General features: G+C 62.7%; 18 protein-coding genes. 5 read left to right on the top strand and 13 right to left on the bottom strand.

The window, feature by feature from the left end:
- Positions 1-66: 66 nt before the first annotated feature.
- Together ctaD and coxB are read right to left on the bottom strand one after the other, a co-directional pair.
- Entirely contained in the window at positions 67-1719 is a 1653-nt protein-coding gene (gene ctaD / locus NKH01_RS04985; RefSeq protein ID WP_023716920.1) for a cytochrome c oxidase subunit I, read from the bottom strand.
- A gap of 38 nt (positions 1720-1757) precedes the next feature.
- Positions 1758-2636, bottom strand: coding sequence for a cytochrome c oxidase subunit II (gene coxB, locus NKH01_RS04980; RefSeq protein ID WP_023716919.1), 879 nt, complete (start codon positions 2634-2636; stop codon positions 1758-1760).
- A gap of 371 nt (positions 2637-3007) precedes the next feature.
- Here coxB and NKH01_RS04975 point away from each other — a divergent pair, with 371 nt between their 5' ends.
- The 3 genes from NKH01_RS04975 to NKH01_RS04965 all read left to right on the top strand — a co-directional run bounded on the left by NKH01_RS04975 (position 3008) and on the right by NKH01_RS04965 (position 5847).
- Positions 3008-3532, top strand: coding sequence for an invasion associated locus B family protein (locus NKH01_RS04975; protein WP_353010725.1), 525 nt, complete (start codon positions 3008-3010; stop codon positions 3530-3532).
- A gap of 128 nt (positions 3533-3660) precedes the next feature.
- A complete protein-coding gene (gene tldD / locus NKH01_RS04970) occupies positions 3661-5073 on the top strand; it encodes a metalloprotease TldD (protein WP_023716917.1) in 1413 nt (470 codons plus the stop codon).
- A gap of 66 nt (positions 5074-5139) precedes the next feature.
- Positions 5140-5847, top strand: coding sequence for an NAD-dependent deacylase (locus NKH01_RS04965; protein ID WP_023716916.1), 708 nt, complete (start codon positions 5140-5142; stop codon positions 5845-5847).
- A gap of 249 nt (positions 5848-6096) precedes the next feature.
- Here NKH01_RS04965 and NKH01_RS04960 read toward each other — a convergent pair whose 3' ends face one another.
- From NKH01_RS04960 to NKH01_RS04945, 4 genes are all read right to left on the bottom strand, one after another.
- The gene (locus NKH01_RS04960; protein WP_502895932.1) at positions 6097-6630 is read right to left on the bottom strand and encodes an RES family NAD+ phosphorylase; all 534 of its coding nucleotides are present in this window, start codon (positions 6628-6630) and stop codon (positions 6097-6099) included.
- On the bottom strand, positions 6596-6967 hold the full coding sequence (locus NKH01_RS04955; RefSeq protein WP_023716914.1) for an antitoxin Xre/MbcA/ParS toxin-binding domain-containing protein: 372 nt from the start codon (positions 6965-6967) through the stop codon (positions 6596-6598). Before NKH01_RS04955 ends, NKH01_RS04960 begins: the two co-directional genes overlap by 35 nt.
- A gap of 75 nt (positions 6968-7042) precedes the next feature.
- Positions 7043-8284, bottom strand: a complete 1242-nt coding sequence (locus NKH01_RS04950) for a class I SAM-dependent RNA methyltransferase (RefSeq protein WP_023716913.1) — start codon at positions 8282-8284, stop codon at positions 7043-7045.
- Entirely contained in the window at positions 8281-9090 is an 810-nt protein-coding gene (locus NKH01_RS04945; protein ID WP_352547559.1) for a TlyA family RNA methyltransferase, read from the bottom strand. The genes NKH01_RS04950 and NKH01_RS04945 overlap by 4 nt, the downstream gene beginning before the upstream one ends.
- 174 nt (positions 9091-9264) lie before the next feature.
- Between NKH01_RS04945 and NKH01_RS04940 the strand changes: the two genes are divergently transcribed.
- The gene (locus tag NKH01_RS04940; RefSeq protein ID WP_352494381.1) at positions 9265-9666 is read left to right on the top strand and encodes a GFA family protein; all 402 of its coding nucleotides are present in this window, start codon (positions 9265-9267) and stop codon (positions 9664-9666) included.
- 3 nt (positions 9667-9669) lie between these two features.
- On the opposite strand, the gene NKH01_RS04935 is transcribed toward NKH01_RS04940, so the two are convergent.
- The 7 genes from NKH01_RS04935 to NKH01_RS04905 all read right to left on the bottom strand — a co-directional run bounded on the left by NKH01_RS04935 (position 9670) and on the right by NKH01_RS04905 (position 15435).
- Entirely contained in the window at positions 9670-9963 is a 294-nt protein-coding gene (locus NKH01_RS04935; RefSeq protein WP_023716911.1) for a hypothetical protein, read from the bottom strand.
- Between the two features lie 206 nt (positions 9964-10169).
- Positions 10170-12083: a 1-deoxy-D-xylulose-5-phosphate synthase gene (gene dxs, locus NKH01_RS04930; RefSeq protein ID WP_023716910.1), complete on the bottom strand. Its 1914-nt coding sequence runs from the start codon at positions 12081-12083 to the stop codon at positions 10170-10172.
- A gap of 81 nt (positions 12084-12164) precedes the next feature.
- Positions 12165-13085, bottom strand: a complete 921-nt coding sequence (locus NKH01_RS04925; RefSeq protein ID WP_352483716.1) for a pirin family protein — start codon at positions 13083-13085, stop codon at positions 12165-12167.
- 9 nt (positions 13086-13094) lie between these two features.
- The gene (locus NKH01_RS04920) at positions 13095-13361 is read right to left on the bottom strand and encodes a DUF2277 domain-containing protein (RefSeq protein ID WP_023716908.1); all 267 of its coding nucleotides are present in this window, start codon (positions 13359-13361) and stop codon (positions 13095-13097) included.
- A gap of 107 nt (positions 13362-13468) precedes the next feature.
- Positions 13469-13720, bottom strand: a complete 252-nt coding sequence (locus NKH01_RS04915; protein WP_352526964.1) for an exodeoxyribonuclease VII small subunit — start codon at positions 13718-13720, stop codon at positions 13469-13471.
- Between the two features lie 3 nt (positions 13721-13723).
- Positions 13724-14650, bottom strand: a complete 927-nt coding sequence (locus NKH01_RS04910) for a histone deacetylase family protein (protein ID WP_353019254.1) — start codon at positions 14648-14650, stop codon at positions 13724-13726.
- 131 nt (positions 14651-14781) lie between these two features.
- A complete protein-coding gene (locus tag NKH01_RS04905; RefSeq protein ID WP_353019253.1) occupies positions 14782-15435 on the bottom strand; it encodes a TetR/AcrR family transcriptional regulator in 654 nt (217 codons plus the stop codon).
- A gap of 118 nt (positions 15436-15553) precedes the next feature.
- Between NKH01_RS04905 and NKH01_RS04900 the strand changes: the two genes are divergently transcribed.
- A complete protein-coding gene (locus NKH01_RS04900) occupies positions 15554-16777 on the top strand; it encodes an MFS transporter (RefSeq protein ID WP_353019252.1) in 1224 nt (407 codons plus the stop codon).
- Positions 16778-16789 lie beyond the last annotated feature (12 nt).

Raw genomic sequence — 16789 nt, 5'->3', positions numbered from 1 at the left:
AGTCCATCATTCCGTTGGCCAAAACCGCCGGACGGCCGGCGGTTCCGTATTAAAGGAGGCAACCGCCTACTTGATCTTCGGCAGCTGTTCCCATTGGTGGAACGGCGGCGGCGAAGGCAGCTGCCATTCCAGCGTGGTCGCACCCTCACCCCAAGGATTGGCGCCGGCGACCCGCTTCTTCTGGAACGCCTCGAAGACGCCGAACAGGAAGATGACGACGCCGACAGCCGAGATGTACGAGCCGTAGGACGACACCATATTCCAGCCGGCGAAGGCATCGGGATAGTCGATATAGCGACGCGGCATTCCGGAGAGACCGAGGAAATGCTGCGGGAAAAAGACCAGGTTGACGCCGACGAAAGTGACCCAGAAGTGGGTGTTGGCGATCACCGGCGAATACATGTAGCCGGTCATCTTCGGGAACCAGTAGTACCAGCCGGCGAAGATGGCGAAGACCGCGCCCAGTGACAGCACGTAGTGGAAGTGCGCAACCACGAAATAGGTGTCGTGCAGCGGGCGGTCGAGGCCGGCATTGGCCAATTGCACGCCGGTGACGCCACCAACTGTGAACAGGAAGATGAAGCCGATCGCCCACAGCATCGGGGTCTTAAGCGAAATCGACCCGCCCCACATAGTGGCGATCCACGAGAAGATCTTCACGCCCGTCGGCACCGCGATGACCATGGTGGCGAAGACGAAATAGCGCTGGGTGTCGAGCGACAGGCCCGTCGTGTACATGTGGTGGGCCCAGACGATGAAGCCCACCGCGCCGATGGCAACCATCGCATAGGCCATGCCGAGATAGCCGAACACCGGCTTCCTCGAAAAGGTCGAGATAATATGGCTGATGATGCCGAAGCCCGGCAGGATCAGGATATAGACTTCTGGATGGCCGAAGAACCAGAACAGGTGCTGGAACAGGATCGGGTCGCCGCCGCCGTCCGGGGCGAAGAAGGTGGTGCCGAAATTGCGGTCGGTCAAAAGCATGGTGATGCCGCCGGCCAGCACCGGCAACGACAGCAGCAGCAGGAAGGCGGTGATCAACACCGACCACGCGAACAGCGGCATCTTGTGCATGGTCATGCCGGGCGCGCGCATGTTGAAGATGGTGGTGATGAAGTTGATGGCGCCAAGAATCGAGGAGGCGCCGGCGATGTGGATTGAAAGGATCGCCAGGTCCATGGCCGGTCCAGGCTGGCCCGATGTCGAGAGCGGCGGATAAAGCGTCCAGCCGCCACCGACGCCATAGGCGCCTGGCGCACTCGGGACGAAGGCCGAGATAATCAGCAGGATGAAAGCCGGCGGCAGCAGCCAGAACGAGACGTTGTTCATGCGCGGGAACGCCATGTCCGGCGCGCCGATCATGATCGGCACCATCCAGTTGGCAAAGCCGCCGATCAGCGCCGGCATCACCATGAAGAAGATCATGATCAGCGCATGCGCGGTGGTGAAGGCATTGTACATGCTCTTGCCGCCGTCGATGGCGGCGTCACCGTTCATGCCGTAGACCATCTGTGCCAGGCCAGTGAATATCTGGATGCCCGGCTCCTGCAATTCCATGCGCATGACGACCGATAAGGCGCCACCGATGCAGCCCGCCATGATCGCGAAGATCAGATAAAGCGTACCGATGTCCTTGTGGTTGGTCGAATACACCCACCGGACCCAGCCATGATACGGCTTGTGGTCGTGGTCGTCGTGAGCTGCAGCGTCTGCCATGGTCGGCTCCGTTCCCTGAATCTTTTCTGGTCGCGGCATCAGTTGCCGGCGGCCGCTACCTTGTTCGTGCCATCGACCTCGGCCATCAGCGCCTTGTTGGCGCCGGGAAGATCGGTCTTGGCTGCCGCCAGCCAGGTCTTGTATTGCGCATCGGAGACGACGCGAATGGCGATCGGCATGAAGGCGTGGTCCTTGCCGCAGAGTTCCGAGCACTGGCCGTAATAGAGGCCTTCCTTGTCGGCCTTGAACCACACCTCGTTGATGCGGCCCGGCACCGCGTCGGTCTTGATGCCGAAGGACGGCATGGCAAAGGCGTGAATGACGTCGGTCGCCGTCACCAGCACGCGGGTCATGGTGTTGACAGGCACCACCATCTCATTGTCGACGGCGAGCAGGCGCGGATAGGCGGCGCGATCTTCCTTGCCGGCAGCAGCCCTGTCGGCATCCTGAAGGATCGCGGAATTGAAGGAAAGCGTGTTGTCGACCTGGTATTCGTAATCCCAGTTCCACTGATTGCCTGTCGCCTTGACGGTCAGCTTGGCTTCTTCCGGCGGCGTGTATTGCGCGGTCAGCAGCTGGAACGAAGGAATGGCGAGACAGAGCAGGATGACGACGGGACCGACAGTCCAGATGACCTCGATCAGCGTGTTGTGGCTGGTGCGCGACGGGGTCGGGTTGACGCTCGCCCGGAATTTCAAAATGCAGTAGGCGATCAGAAAAAGCACCAAGGCGGTGATCACAATGATGAACGCGAACGAATAGTTTCCGAACCACTCGATCTGCCTCATAATATCGGTCGCCGGAGGCTGAAAACTGGTTTCCCAGGGTTGAGGCTGGGCTGCATGAGCGGATGCAGCGGCAAACAACGTGGCGGCGGCACTAGCTACGATTTTGGCGGTTGCCAGGAATTTTCTCATCGCCCTCGTCATCTCCCAGTTCCTCGCGATCGGACCGCAAGAATGCCGAATAATGCCGGGACGGGAATCCCGGACAATTCAAGGCTGGTTCAAACCATACTCTATTTGCCTCCGCAAGAAAGGAGCGGCGGAACCCGTGCGGCATTTTTGCGCGCAAGCGCGGCTGTAGCTTCGTGCGGTGACCGCTCGTCGCGAATCACCGGAGCGGCATCCCGGCAGAATGAGCCGCGCGGCGCGCGAAACCGTCGCAATTAGGGCGAAATTGGCACGGAAAAGCGCATTGTCGCCTATGTCGGGGCAGACCGCGGGGGTCTCGTCCTTTACTTGGGTTTAGTGCGGCTTAAAGTGCCGTGATTCGCAATGGAGCCGTCATGAACGCTTGGCTTTCGAGAACCTTGGCGGAGGTCATCCTTGTTGCCGCCGCAATAGCCTTGTCAGGCGGCGGCCTGGCCAATGCCGCGCAGCCAAACGGCACGGTGAAGTCGACGCATGGGGCGTGGTCGATCATCTGCGATACGCCGGCCGGTGCTACGTCCGAACAATGCGTGATGATGCAGAACGTCGTCGCCGAGGACCGCCCGGAAATGGGTCTTTCCGTTGTCGTGCTGCGTACAGCCGACAACAAGGCCGAAATCCTTCGTGTGCTGGCGCCGCTCGGCGTGCTGTTGCCCAACGGCCTCGGCCTCAATGTCGACGGCAAGGATATCGGCCGCGCCTATTTCGTGCGCTGTTTCCAGGACGGCTGCTATGCCGAGGTCATCCTGGAAAAGCCGCTGCTCGACACGCTGAAGACCGGTACGTCGGCGACCTTTATCGTCTTCCAGACGCCCGAAGAAGGCATCGGCATTCCCGTCGACCTCAAGGGTTTTGCCGACGGCTTCGCCGCCCTGCCTTGAACGCGGTCTTGTAGCACGATCCAGTGATTGTTGACCGGCCGCGGTCACGGCAAATCTCATTTCAGATTGTCTGTGCAGGCCTTCGCGCCTACATCGTGGGAAACAATCCTCCTGCGAATGGACCTGCCATGAACAGCCTGATCGGCCAATTCGACATTTCCGACGATCGCATCAAGCAGATCGTCGCCGAGACCATCAACGGCGCCGACGACGGCGAACTGTTTCTCGAATACAGCGAAAGCGAAGCGCTGATGTTCGACAATGGCAAGCTGAAGACCGCGAATTTCAACACCGACCAGGGTTTCGGCCTGCGCGCCGTCGCTGGCGAGGCCAGCGGCTACGCCCATTCTAGTGATCTCTCCGAAGCCTCGCTGCGGCGCGCCGCCGATGCCGTTTCGACGGTGAAGAGCGGCTATTCCGGCACGCTTGCCGCAGCGCCCGTCCGCACCAACCGCCATCTCTACGGCGACGGAAACCCGATCCCCTCGCCTTCCTTCGAGACCAAGGCCAAGTTGCTTCAGGAAATCGATGCATGGCTGCGGGCCGAAGATCCGCGCGTCAGGCAGGTGACGGCGTCGCTCGCCGCCTCCTGGCAGCATGTCGAGATCGTGCGCGCCGATGGCCAGATGGTCCGCGACATCCGCCCGCTGGTCAGGATCAACGTATCGGTGGTGGTCGGCGACGGCGACCGCCAGGAGAGCGGCTCCTACGGCATGGGAGGCCGCAAGGATTTTGGCGAATTCCTGGTCGAGGACAGCTGGCGGCACGCGGCCAAGGAGGCACTGCGGCAGGCGCTCGTCAATCTCGAAGCGGTTCCAGCACCTGCGGGCACTTTCGACATCGTGCTGTCGAGCGGCTGGCCGGGCGTCATGTTGCACGAGGCCGTCGGCCACGGGCTGGAAGGCGATTTCAACCGCAAGAAGACGTCGGCCTTTGCCGGCCTGCTTGGCCAGCAGGTGGCGGCGAAAGGCGTCACCGTCGTTGACGACGGCACCATGCCCGAGCGGCGAGGTTCGCTGACCGTCGACGACGAAGGCACGCCTTCGGCCCATAACGTGCTGATCGATGATGGCAAGCTGGTCGGCTACATGCAGGACCGCCAGAATGCACGGCTGATGGGCATGAAGGCCACCGGCAACGGGCGGCGCCAAGGTTATGCGCATGAGCCGATGCCGCGCATGACCAACACCTACATGACGGCAGGCGACATGGAGCCGGAGGAAATCATAGCCTCGGTCAAGAACGGCATCTATGCCGTGTCGTTCGGTGGCGGCCAGGTCGACATCACTTCGGGCAAGTTCGTGTTCGGCTGCACCGAGGCCTACATGATCGAGAACGGCAAGGTGACGCAACCGATCAAGGGCGCCATGCTGATCGGCAATGGGCCGGATGCCATGCATCGGGTTTCGATGGTCGGCAACGACATGAAGCTCGACACCGGCATCGGCATGTGCGGCAAGGCCGGACAGGGCGTGCCGGTCGGCGTCGGCCAGCCGCATCTCAGGATGAACCAGATGACGGTCGGCGGCACCAGGGTTTGATGCGGCTGCCGCCTTCCGGTAACATCGCCTTCCAAATGATGTTTCCGGATGTCGGTGTCTTCGACCATGTCCAAAGCCAAAATCGTCATCCTGACAGGCGCCGGCATTTCGGCGGAATCGGGCGTCGCCACGTTCCGGGATCCCGACGGGGTCTGGGCGAAATACGACCTGCAGGACGTGGCCACGCCGCAAGGTTTTGCGCGCGACCCCGTAAAGGTGCAGGATTTCTACAATATGCGCCGGCGGCAGATGGGCAGCGTCGAGCCGAATGCGGCGCACGCCGCGCTGGCCAAGCTCGAGCAGAAATTCCCAGGCGACGTCCTCGTCGTCACGCAGAATATCGACGACCTGCATGAGCGCGCCGGTTCGCGCAAACTGATCCATATGCATGGAGAACTGGGCCATGCCCTTTGCCTGAGCTGCGGGCAAAGCAGCACCTGGGCCGACGACATCGCTGCCCATTCGGCCTGTCCAGCGTGTGGCGCAAAAGGTCAATTGAGGCCTGACGTGGTCTGGTTCGGCGAAATGCCTTACCGCATGGAGGAGGTCGGCGAGGCGCTGACGCGCTGCGACCTATTCGTGGCCATCGGCACCAGCGGGAGTGTCTACCCGGCAGCAGGTTTCGTGGAGGAGGCACGCGCGGCCGGAGCCGTAACAGCCGAACTCAATCTGAAATGCGCCGGCTGGGCCTCCCGTTTCGACGAGCAGATGGAAGGGCCGGCGACACAAGTGGTGCCCGCCTTCGTCGAGCGCGTCCTTTCAGGCGCAGGCTAGCACCGTCTGGCTATGCAGCCTTGAATTCAGCGCGCGATCAGCATCTTTGTTATGTCGGGAGAGGAAACTGTGATCGCTGCCGGAGAAAAGCTAGAAGTCACCAGTTCGACCGACGATCAAGTCGCACTGCCTGTTCCAGTCTTGCCTTTAACACGGCCAGAGGACGTATTTGGATCCCTGCCCCACATAGGCAGGCCGAAGACGTTGGAAGAGATGGAGGCGGGTGTGCCCGCCGCAGCTCGAACTGCCCTAAAGCCATGATGCCGCTGTTTTCGGCAGGCGATGGTCGGGATCGATGATTTCAAGATCCGGAGCATCGTTTTCGTTCCAGCGCCACAGCGCGACGCATGTGCCGCCAGGCGACATGAAGGACGGGTAGATCACGCCGTGCAGCCCGTCGCCAAGCAAGCGGTCTCTCAGTTGGTGCGTCTCGGGCACAAAGCCTCCATCCACGATGTCACGCCATTCGCACCGGTGAATGTCGGCCGTTACACCGAGCTTCGACAGCGTATCAGCCTCTGTCAGGTCGGCCAGCCGGGCGCCTGACAGTTTCAATTGTGCAATCAGCGCCGGGTGCTGGACAAAACCCTGATTGTACTCGGCCCAAGCCGTGGACAGTTCCCGGGCGGCGTAGATCGCCGGCGTGCCAATCGGATTCCAGCGGCCGCCGAAGCGGGCCGCGCCCTCACCGGAAAGCGGCAGATGGGCCCAGCGCGGCACAAAAGCGCGCCATAGAGTCAGCCTGGGTTCAGGCATAGATGCCGGAGCGGACTGCCTCCAGATAGGCAAGCACCTTGTCAGTCTTGCCTTCGCGAACGAGATCGTAGGCGGTCTTTCCCGCCCAGCCGGGGATCGGCTGATGTTTGAACCAGATCGCGGCACGCTGTTCATCACCGGCCATCTCGCCGGCCATCGCCAGGATGCGGACGATGGGACTCAATGCGGCGTCGACCTTGCGCGCACCGGACTTGGCGGCAAGCGTGTTGCGCGCGAGACCGGTCAGGCCGGCCAGTTCAGTCATATTGACCCCTAGCAGTGCGGCTACCCGCCTCGGCGAGAGAAACGGCGCCCGCTCCTCGCCGAAGCGCGATGCCGAATTTTCAAAGGCTGCGGTGCTCATGGCAATTTCCTAGCCCAGTTTGAACGACGTGCACTCAAAATGTGCTTTTTTGGTGCGCATTTCAAGCCCTAGCTGCTAGCGCCTTCGTCTCGGCTTCTCCAACAGCGCGACGGCCTCGACATGCGGCGACCACAGGAACTGGTCGATCGGGATTACGCTCTTCAAGGCGTAACCGCCATCGAGGAGGATGCGAAGATCCCGCGCCAGCGTCACCGGATTGCAGGACACCGCGGCGACGAGCGGCACGTCGGAGCGCGCGATCTGCTTCGACTGGTCCTCGGCGCCGGCGCGGGGCGGGTCGAAGACTACGCCGTCAAAGGCATTCAACTCCTTGAATGTGAGCGGCCGCCGGAACAGGTCGCGACGTTCGCCTGTCACCCGCTTCAGGCCGCTGGCGAAACGGAAGGCCCGGTCAAGCGCCGAGAGTGCTGCCGCATCGCCTTCCACCGCATGAACCTCCGATCTTGAGGCCAGACGCAGTGCGAAGCTTCCGCAGCCGGCGAAGAGATCGGCGACCTTTTTGGCGCGCGCGAGATGCTGGCCGACAATGTCGGCCATCGCTTCTTCGGCGGCCTCGGTCGCCTGCAGGAAAGCGCCCGGCGGCACTGCGACAGCGACGCCACCAAACAGGACGACCGGTTTCTTTGGTTCGATAATGATCTCGCCGTCGACCGACAGCCTGGCTAGCCTCTCGGCAATGACAAAGTTCGAGGCGACGCGGCGCTGGTTCTCGCCAAGCTTACCGGAATCGTGAACCGCGACATCGAGGCCGGAACCGGTCACCGTCACCGCCATGTGGAACGATTTGGTCGTGGTGCAGATCAGTCCGGCAAGCATCCTCAAACGGTCGAGCGCAGCGACGATCTGCGGCAGCGAGATCGGGCATTCCTCGATGGAGATGATTTCGGACGACAGCGCGCGAACGAAGCCGAACTGCATTCCCGCCTCGCTCCGCCGGGCAGTGAAGACGACGCGGCGGCGCGTGTGCGGCGCGCACGGCACCAGCGGGCCGACATCGCAGGCGATGCCCTTGCTCTTCAGCGCATGCACGACCCTTTCGCGCTTCCATTGGTGATAGGCTTCAGTCTCGAGATGCTGGACGGCGCAGCCGCCGCATTCGCCGAAATGGCGGCACGGCGGATCGACTCGCAGCGGCGAGGCCTCAAGCACCGACATCAAGGTAGCGCGATCTTTCTCTCGCCCGGCGGTGACGACCTCTCCCGGCAGCGTAAACGGAATGAAAACCTCGCCGGTCTCGGTCTCGGCGATGCCGTCGCCCTGCGAGCCCAATTTTGCGATCGTGAAACGCGTGGTCATCGCTTCTCAATCCCGGCCCGCCCGATCTTGGCAGGCTTGGTCGCGACGGCCTTGATGCCGCCGAGCAGGAACTCGCGGTTGCCGTCGCCGCCCTCTATCGGCGACAGATGAAGTCCCAACGAGCGCCAGCCGGGAATGGCATCGAGCCAGTCCTGCATCAGGCCGGCAATGCGCGCCGCATCATAGGGGTCCTTCAGCAGGCCGCCCTTGCCGATCGCCTCGCGGCCGGCCTCGAATTGCGGCTTGACCAGAAACACGGCTTTTGCGCCGTTCCTGGCCAAGGCAAGCGCCGGCGGCAGCGCCAGTTTCAGCGATATGAAGCTGACATCCGAGACGATGAAATCCGGCACACGGCCGCCGAGATCGGCGGCCGACAGTTCGCGCGCATTCAGGCCTTCAATCACCGTCACGCGCGGATCGCCGGCAATGTCGGAGTGGATCTGGCCGTGCCCGACATCGATCGCCGTGACATGCGCCGCGCCGCGTTCGAGAAGTACCTGCGTGAAGCCGCCGGTCGAGGCGCCGACATCGAGCGCTTCGCTACCGGTGGGGTCGAGGCCGAAATGGTCGAGACCAGCCTTCAGCTTCAGTGCGGCGCGCGAGACGTAACCTTGCGCCGGATCGTCAACGACGATGTTGCACTCAGGCAGAACGGCCTGGCCCGGCTTGTGGGCGACGATGCCGTCAACCGTCACGGTGCCGCGCGCCACCGCATCGCGAGCACGCGAGCGGCTGGCAAACAGGCCGCGCTGGACGAGTAATTCGTCGAGCCGCTGGCGAATGCTGGCTGGCGGAAGGGAAGTCATCGGCCTTCATGGCGAATGCCAACGATGATGGCAAGGATATTGGCGATGAGACAAGGCATAGTTGGAAAAGCGGGTGAACTCATCAGCCGCTCCGCTGTTTGTCGAACCTCGCACGACACCCGACGCAATGCTAAGAAGAGATGCCGTTTAGCCGTCGAAACGTGGAGGAGGAACATGCTGACGGGAACCTGCCACTGCGGCGCAGCCCACTGGACCCTGGAGGGCGATCCCGGTTCGATCACTGCCTGCAACTGTACGCTTTGCCGTCGCTACGGCACGCTCTGGGCGTATGACTATGTCGACGAACGCATCCGCCTTGCGGGGCCCGTGAGTGCCTATACGCGCGTTGGAAGGGCTCACCCTTCGCTTGAGATTCTCTTCTGTCCAACGTGCGCTTGCGTCCTGGCCTGGCGCGGATTGCGTGCCGATACCGCCGGTCGCCACCGCATCGCCGTCAATATGAGGCTTGCGCCGCCGGAGGCTGTCGCCGACCTCCCGATCGATCATTTCGACGGTCTCGACACATTCGAGGATTTGCCGAGGGATGGTCGCTGTGTGCGGGATATGTGGTTCTAGTTTCTAGAATATGGTCCGCGAAACCCGCCGTTCAACGGCCGGCGTCAGACCGTCGCTGCTGTCGCCGGACACCTGCGGGCGCGGCCGGTCAACGGAAATGGACGCCTTCGGCAAGGTATCTGGCACGACGACGAATTGCGGCGCCTCCTTGTAGGAGAAGCCGCCACGGATTTGGCCGATCTTGCCGGCGACGATGCCCATCACCGCCTCTTCGAGTTTGCGGTCGTAGCGCGTTTCGGCCACGGCCGACGCGGCGAAGATGGCCGTTAGCGCGATGCCGCCCAAAAGCGATCTCATTGGTCTTCTTTCCCCTGCCGGTCGCTTTCTAGCAGGGCGGCGTTGAAAAACGGCCAAGGGACACGGTAAGCAAATCGCCAAATGGCAGCGTAAACAGTATCTTACGACTGTTCGCCGGTAATTTGATTCAAGCAGTTGAGATTTTGATTCAGACTGGCATTTGCAGCCAAGCAGAATCTTTTGGCGTTGCAGAAACGCGGAAACAACTAGGCGCGCTGGGCCTGCGCGGTATGCCCCAACGCCACGAACACTGTGCGCACGATGCCGGCGCTGTCCAGCCCGGCATCGGCATACATCTTTTCCGGCTTGGCATGGTCGACGAAAGTGTCGGGCAGCACCAGCGGGCGCACCTTCAGGCCGCTCTCCAGCAGCCCTTCGTGGGCCAGGAACTGCAGCACATGGCTGGCGAAGCCGCCGACCGCGCCCTCTTCCACCGTCACCAGTATCTCGTGCGAACGGGCCAGCCGCCGGATCAGATCCTCGTCGAGCGGCTTGGCAAAACGGGCATCGGCGACCGTGGTCGAAAGCCCCGCCGCGCCAAGCTCCTCGGCCGCGGCCAGGCAATCCTGCAGCCTGGTGCCGAAGGAAAGCAGCGCAACCTTGGTGCCTTCCCTGACGATCCGGCCCTTGCCGATCTCCAATACCGAGCCGCGCTGCGGCATCTCGACGCCAACGCCGTTGCCGCGCGGATAGCGGAAGGCGATCGGGCCGTCATCGTAGCTTGCAGCGGTGCGTACCATGTGGCGCAGCTCGGCCTCATCGGCCGCCGCCATGACGACGAAACCGGGCAGCGTCGCCAGGAAGGTGGTGTCGAAAGCGCCGCAATGGGTGGCACCATCGGCGCCGACGAAGCCGGCGCGGTCGATCGGAAAGCGCACCGGCAATTTCTGGATCGCCACGTCGTGGACGACCTGGTCGTAGGCGCGCTGCAGGAAGGTCGAGTAGATCGCCGCGAAAGGCTTGAAGCCTTCCGTGGCAAGGCCGGCGGCGAAGGTCACCGCATGCTGCTCGGCAATGCCGACATCGAAGGTCCTCGCCGGAAACGCTTCGCCGAAGAGGTCAAGCCCGGTGCCGTTCGGCATGGCGGCGGTGATGGCGACGATGCGGTCGTCCTCTCGGGCCTCCTGGATCAGACTGTCGGCAAACACCTTGGTGTAGCTCGGCGCGTTGGCGGGCGCCTTGGCCTGGGCGCCGGTAATGACGTCGAATTTGTTGACGCCGTGATATTTGTCGGCGGCCGCCTCGGCCGGGGCGTAGCCCTTGCCCTTCTGGGTCACGACGTGGATCAGCACCGGGCCGTCGGCATTGTCGCGGACGTTCTTCAGCACCGGGATCAGGTGCTCGAGGTTGTGGCCGTCGATTGGGCCGATGTGGTAGAAACCCATTTCCTCGAACAGCGTGCCGCCGGTGACGTAGCCGCGCGCGTGCTCGACCGCCCGCTTGATGGCGCGATCGGCGCGCTCGCCGAGATAGGACGTCAGCTTCTTGCCGAAATCGCGCAACCCCAGATAGGTCTTGCCAGACGCCAGACGGGCCAGATAGGCGCTCATTGCGCCGGTCGGTGGAGCGATCGACATATCGTTGTCGTTCAAGATGACGATTAGCCGGGCATCGAGTGCGCCGGCATTGTTCATCGCCTCATAAGCCATGCCGGCCGACATGGCGCCGTCGCCGATGACGGCAATGACATTGTTGCGGCCATCGGACAGATCGCGCGCCATCGCCATGCCGAGGCCGGCTGAAATCGAGGTCGAGGAGTGGGCTGCGCCGAACGGATCGTATTCGCTCTCGACGCGACGGGTGAAACCGGACAGCCCCCCCTCCTGCCGCAGCGTGCGGATGCGGTCGCGGCGGCCGGTCAGGATCTTGTGCGGATAGGCCTGGTGGCCGACGTCCCAGATCAGCCGATCGTCCGGCGTGTTGAAGACGTAGTGCAGCGCGACGGTCAACTCGACCACGCCAAGGCCGGCGCCGAGATGCCCGCCGGTGTGGGAGACGACGTCGATCAGTTCGGCGCGAAGCTCGGAAGCCAGCTGCGGCAGGTCGCCTTCGGCAAGCGTGCGCAAATCGGCTGGGACGCGGACCTTGTCGAGAAGCGGCGTATCGGGCTTTGCGTTCACTGTTTGCGAGCCTGGTCAGATTTTCTGTTCATCGTGAAATATGCCGCTGGCCGGCGAATGTAAATGTGGCGGTAACGCGCATCAGCTTTCGGGCAGCGGGATGAACTCTTGCTCGTCTCCGGGAACGATATCGAAGCGGCCCGTCTTCCATTCTTCTTTCGCCTGTTCGATGCGTTCCTTTGAGGACGATACGAAATTCCACCAGATATAACGTTTCGAACCGAGCGAAGCGCCGCCAAACAGCATGAAATGGGCGCCGCTCTCCGATAAAACAACGATCTCATCGCCGGGCCGGAAAACCAGCAGCCGCTCGGCCGGGAAGCGGTCACCGGATATCGAAACCTCGCCTTCCAGCGTATAGATGGCGCGCTCCTCGGCATCGGCCGGGATCTTCACGCTGGCACCCGGCGCCAGCCTGAGATCGGCGTACAGTGTGTCCGAAGCGGTCGCGACCGGGGAGCGCATTCCGGAAAACGCACCGATGACGATATGGCCGCTGACCCCCTCGGCATCGATTTCGGGCAGGCGCAGCGCCGCGGTGTTTTCGAAGATCGGCGCGACCTCCTCCTTGCCGTCCGGCAGCGCCAACCATGTCTGCAGGCCGGAAACCGACATCGGCGCGCCGCGCAGTTCTTCTGGCGTGCGCTCCGAATGGACGATGCCGCGGCCGGCGGTCATCAGATTCACGTCGCCGGGCTGGATCACCATCTCGGTGCCGAGCGAATCACGGTGCCTGATCTTGCCGTCGAACAGGTAAGTCACCGTCGACAGTCCGATATGCGGATGCGGACGGACGTCGAGCGCCTGGCCGGCCCGAAGAACTGCCGGACCCATACGATCGAAGAAGATGAAAGGTCCGACCAGCCGGCGCCTGGCCGTCGGCAAGGCGCGGCGAACCTGAAATCCGCCAATATCCTTGGCGTTCGGAATGACCATCAGCTCGATCTGATCGCTGGCGAAGGCATCGCCCATCTGCGGATCGTTTCCGGGAAAGAAGCTCACGCGGTCCCCTCAGGCGAAGCGAAGTGCAGATTTGGCCTTCGCCTTGGCCGCCACCTCTTCGCGATTGCGCGGATGCTGCGTCGTCTCGAGGCTGTCGAGCAATTCGCGCGCCGAGGCGGCAATGGCCTCGACGGCATGGTCGAACGCATGCTGGTTCTGTTTTGACGGTCGCGTCGTTCCGCTCAGCTTGCGGACAAACTGAAGTGCGGCATCGCGGACCTCGTCATTGGTTGCCGGCGGATCGAAATTGAACAGGGTTTTGATGTTTCTGCACATCGTTCGCAATCTCCTCTCGTCCTGGAGCCGTTTCAAACGGGATGAGTTTCATCCTCAATCATGGTGATGTCCAAAGCCGGCAAGCACAATCGTCGTTCGAGGCCGCCTCAATCCGCGTCCAACGGCTCTGTCCCCACCGGCTTGCCGTCACGCGACAGCCTGATTTTCTCGACCTTGTCCTCGGCCGCCTTCAACAGCCGGTCGCAATGCGCCTTCAGCGCCTCGCCGCGCTCGTAGATGCGGATCGACTGGTCGAGCGGCACGTCGCCGCGCTCCAGATCGTCGACGATCCTCTCTAGCGCGTCGAGCGCCTGCTCGAAGCTCATCGCCTTGACGTCCTCGTTGGTCTCACCAGCCATCGTCTATCCCTTCATCAGCCGCCCGACATGGGCGGCGACTGAAAATGCCAATCCCTGCAGATCGTAGCCGCCCTCGAGCAGGCTGACGACCCGATTGCCGCTAAGGCGCCCGGCGCGTTCGAGCAACTGGCCGGTCGCCCAGTCGAAATCATCCTCGGTCAGGTTGATCTCGGCCAGCGGATCGCGGTGGTGGGCGTCGAAACCGGCGGAGATGATGATAAGATCGGGCGCAAAATTGTCGAGCGCCGGCAGGATGCGCGACAGAAAGGCGTCGCGGAAAACATCGCTGCCGCTCTGCGGCGCCAGCGGCGCGTTGACGATGTTGCCGGCGCCGGTTTCGCTCACGGCCCCGGTGCCGGGGTAAAGCGGCATCTGGTGCGTCGAGCAATAGAGCACCGACGGATCGTCCCAGAAAATGTCCTGCGTGCCGTTGCCGTGATGCACATCCCAGTCGACGACGGCAACGCGGTCGGCGCCATGGTTCTTCTGCGCGTAGCGTGCCGCGATCGCCGCGGTGTTGAACAGGCAAAAACCCATGGAGGTGGTCTTTTCGGCATGATGGCCAGGCGGCCGTGCGGCGACGAAGACATTGTCGGCACGGCCGGTGAAGACGTCGTCAACAGCAGCGTTGGCAGCCCCGATCGCAGTCACGGCCGCCTGCCAGCTCTTTGGGCTGGCGGTGGTATCGGCGTCGATACGGGCGATGCCGGTGTCCGGTATCGCTGTGCGGACACGTTCGACGAATTCGGGCGGATGCGCGTAAAGGATGGTTGCCTCGTCGCCTTCCGGCGCCTGGACGCGATCGAGCGCCGCGAAGACCTCGTCGTCAAGCACACGCTCTATGGCGCGCAAACGGTCCGGCCGCTCCGGGTGACCGGGCGGGGTTATGTGCTCGAGGAAAATCGGATGGGTGTAAAGTCTCGTGACCATGCCCCGATATAGGCGCGCCTCGACGCTTTGGCCATGTTTTAGCGTCTCGCTGGTGTGATGTTCAACAGGGTTTAAGCGGGCGGGGCCGGCTGGTTCCAGCGCGAGCCGCCAGATTGCTGGAAAGAACAACCTCAGGCCGGTGACTGGTCAATCTCGGGGTGCATCGACGATAGTCGATCAGGCTGGTGCAGCCTGCCGGTGCGATTGAGCAGCCCTTCCAGAAGAACCTTGAACGCCTTCACTGCCTTCTTCGACGTCGCTTCGGGATCGTTCGAATTTGCGATCCACTGCGCCGCATGCAACGAGGCGCCGCTGACCAGCCTTGCCGCGGCTTCGGGATCGACGGCAAGAATGGTCCCCTCGTCGCTCAGTCTTTGCAGGCTCTCCGACATCGAGCGGATGCATGTGCTCTGGCTTGGCCATTGCCATGGATCGCCGAGCACCGCCGGGCCGTCGCGAAGCACAATACGCTGGATCTCCGGCTCCAGCGCCATCTCGATATAGGCGGTGCATTCGTCGACAAAGCCCTGCCAGAGATTGTCCGGCTTGGCCGAAACGACCTTCAGCCGGGCCGACATTTCGGCGTCGATCTCGGCGATGACCGCCTGGAGAAGGCCCTTCTTGTCGCCGAAGTGATGATAGAGCGCACCGCGCGTCAGCCCGGCCGATGCCGTGAAATCATCCATCGAGGCTTCGGCATAGCCGAGCGTGCCGAAGGCCTGGCGTGCCGCGGCAATCAGCTTGGCGCGGGTCTCGGCAATCATCTCCTTGCGTGGTCTGTGCATGCTCTGGCCCTAGTAACATACGCTTCGTATGCCAATTGACATACGCCGCGTATGGTCTATTTAAACTCATACGTTACGTATGTAATCGCCGAACCGTCCCTTGTCCAGGAGCCAGACCATGCAAAATCCCTATACCCAGATCTTTCGCGCGCCCGGCGCCAAAGGCTTCGCCGCGGCTGGGTTCGTTGCCCGGCTGCCGATGGCCATGGCTCCGATCGGGATCGTTGCGATGCTGTCACAGACTGATGGCGAATACTGGCTGGCCGGCGCTGTCTCCGCGACATATGCGCTTGCCAACGCTTTCGTCGCGCCACAGGTATCGCGACTGGTGGATCGCCTCGGCCAGACGCGGATTGTGGTGCCGACCACCGTGATTTCCACGCTCGCTTTCGCGATCCTGATTGCGGCGGCCAATCAGCATTGGCCGATATGGACGCTGTTCGTGTCATCGCTGCTGGCTGCTGTCATGCCCAGCATCCCGGCAATGGTGCGCGCGCGCTGGACTGAGATCTTCCGCAACCGTCCCGAGCTGAACACCGCGTTCGCCTTTGAATCGGCGGCGGACGAACTGGTCTACATCGCCGGGGCATCGCTGTCGGTGGGGCTGAGCGTCGCGCTTTTCCCGGAAGCGGGAGTGCTCGCGAGCACATTGTTCCTCGCCCTCGGTTCGACGGCTTTCATCCTGCAGCGTTCGACCGAACCGCGAGCCAGACCGGTGGAACATGGTTCGGGCGGTTCGGCAATCCGCCTGCGGCCGGTCCAGATCCTCACCTTGGCCCTGATCTTCATTGGCGCGACCTTTGCAACCACGGAGGTGAGCACGGTGGCGATCACCAAGGAGCTTGGCCAGCCGGGCGCCGCCAGCTTCGTTATCGGCGTCTACGCGCTCGGATCGTTCGTCGTCGGCATCATTATCGGCGCCCTGAACCTGAAAGTGCCGCTGCAAATTCAACTTGCCATCGCAATCGCCATCATTGCGCTTACCACGCTGCCGCTGCTCGTCGCCGACACCGTGCCGCTGCTGGCACTGGCCGTCTTCGTCAGCGGCGTGGCGATCTCGCCGACCTTCATCACGGCATTCGGTCTGATCGAGCGGCGCGTGCCCGAGGCGGTGCTGACCGAAGGCGTGACCTGGGTGATGACCGGCATTGGCATCGGCATGGCGCTCGGCTCATTCGCCGCCGGCTGGGTGGTGGACGCTTTCGGCGCGCAGAACGGGTTCTGGGTATCGGTGGCGTCGGGCACAATCGCATTGGTCATCGTGCTTGCCGGCCAGCGCACCCTTGCCGCGCCGGATTGCGACATTGCAGCCTGCGACGCTGCTGCGGTCGCTGCGGAATAGCTTCCGGTGCGT

This window comes from Mesorhizobium sp. M1403, from assembly GCF_040317695.1.
Lineage (GTDB): Bacteria > Pseudomonadota > Alphaproteobacteria > Rhizobiales > Rhizobiaceae > Mesorhizobium.
Note: the sequence above shows the minus strand (reverse complement) of the source record. Positions and strands in the feature narration are given on the sequence as shown.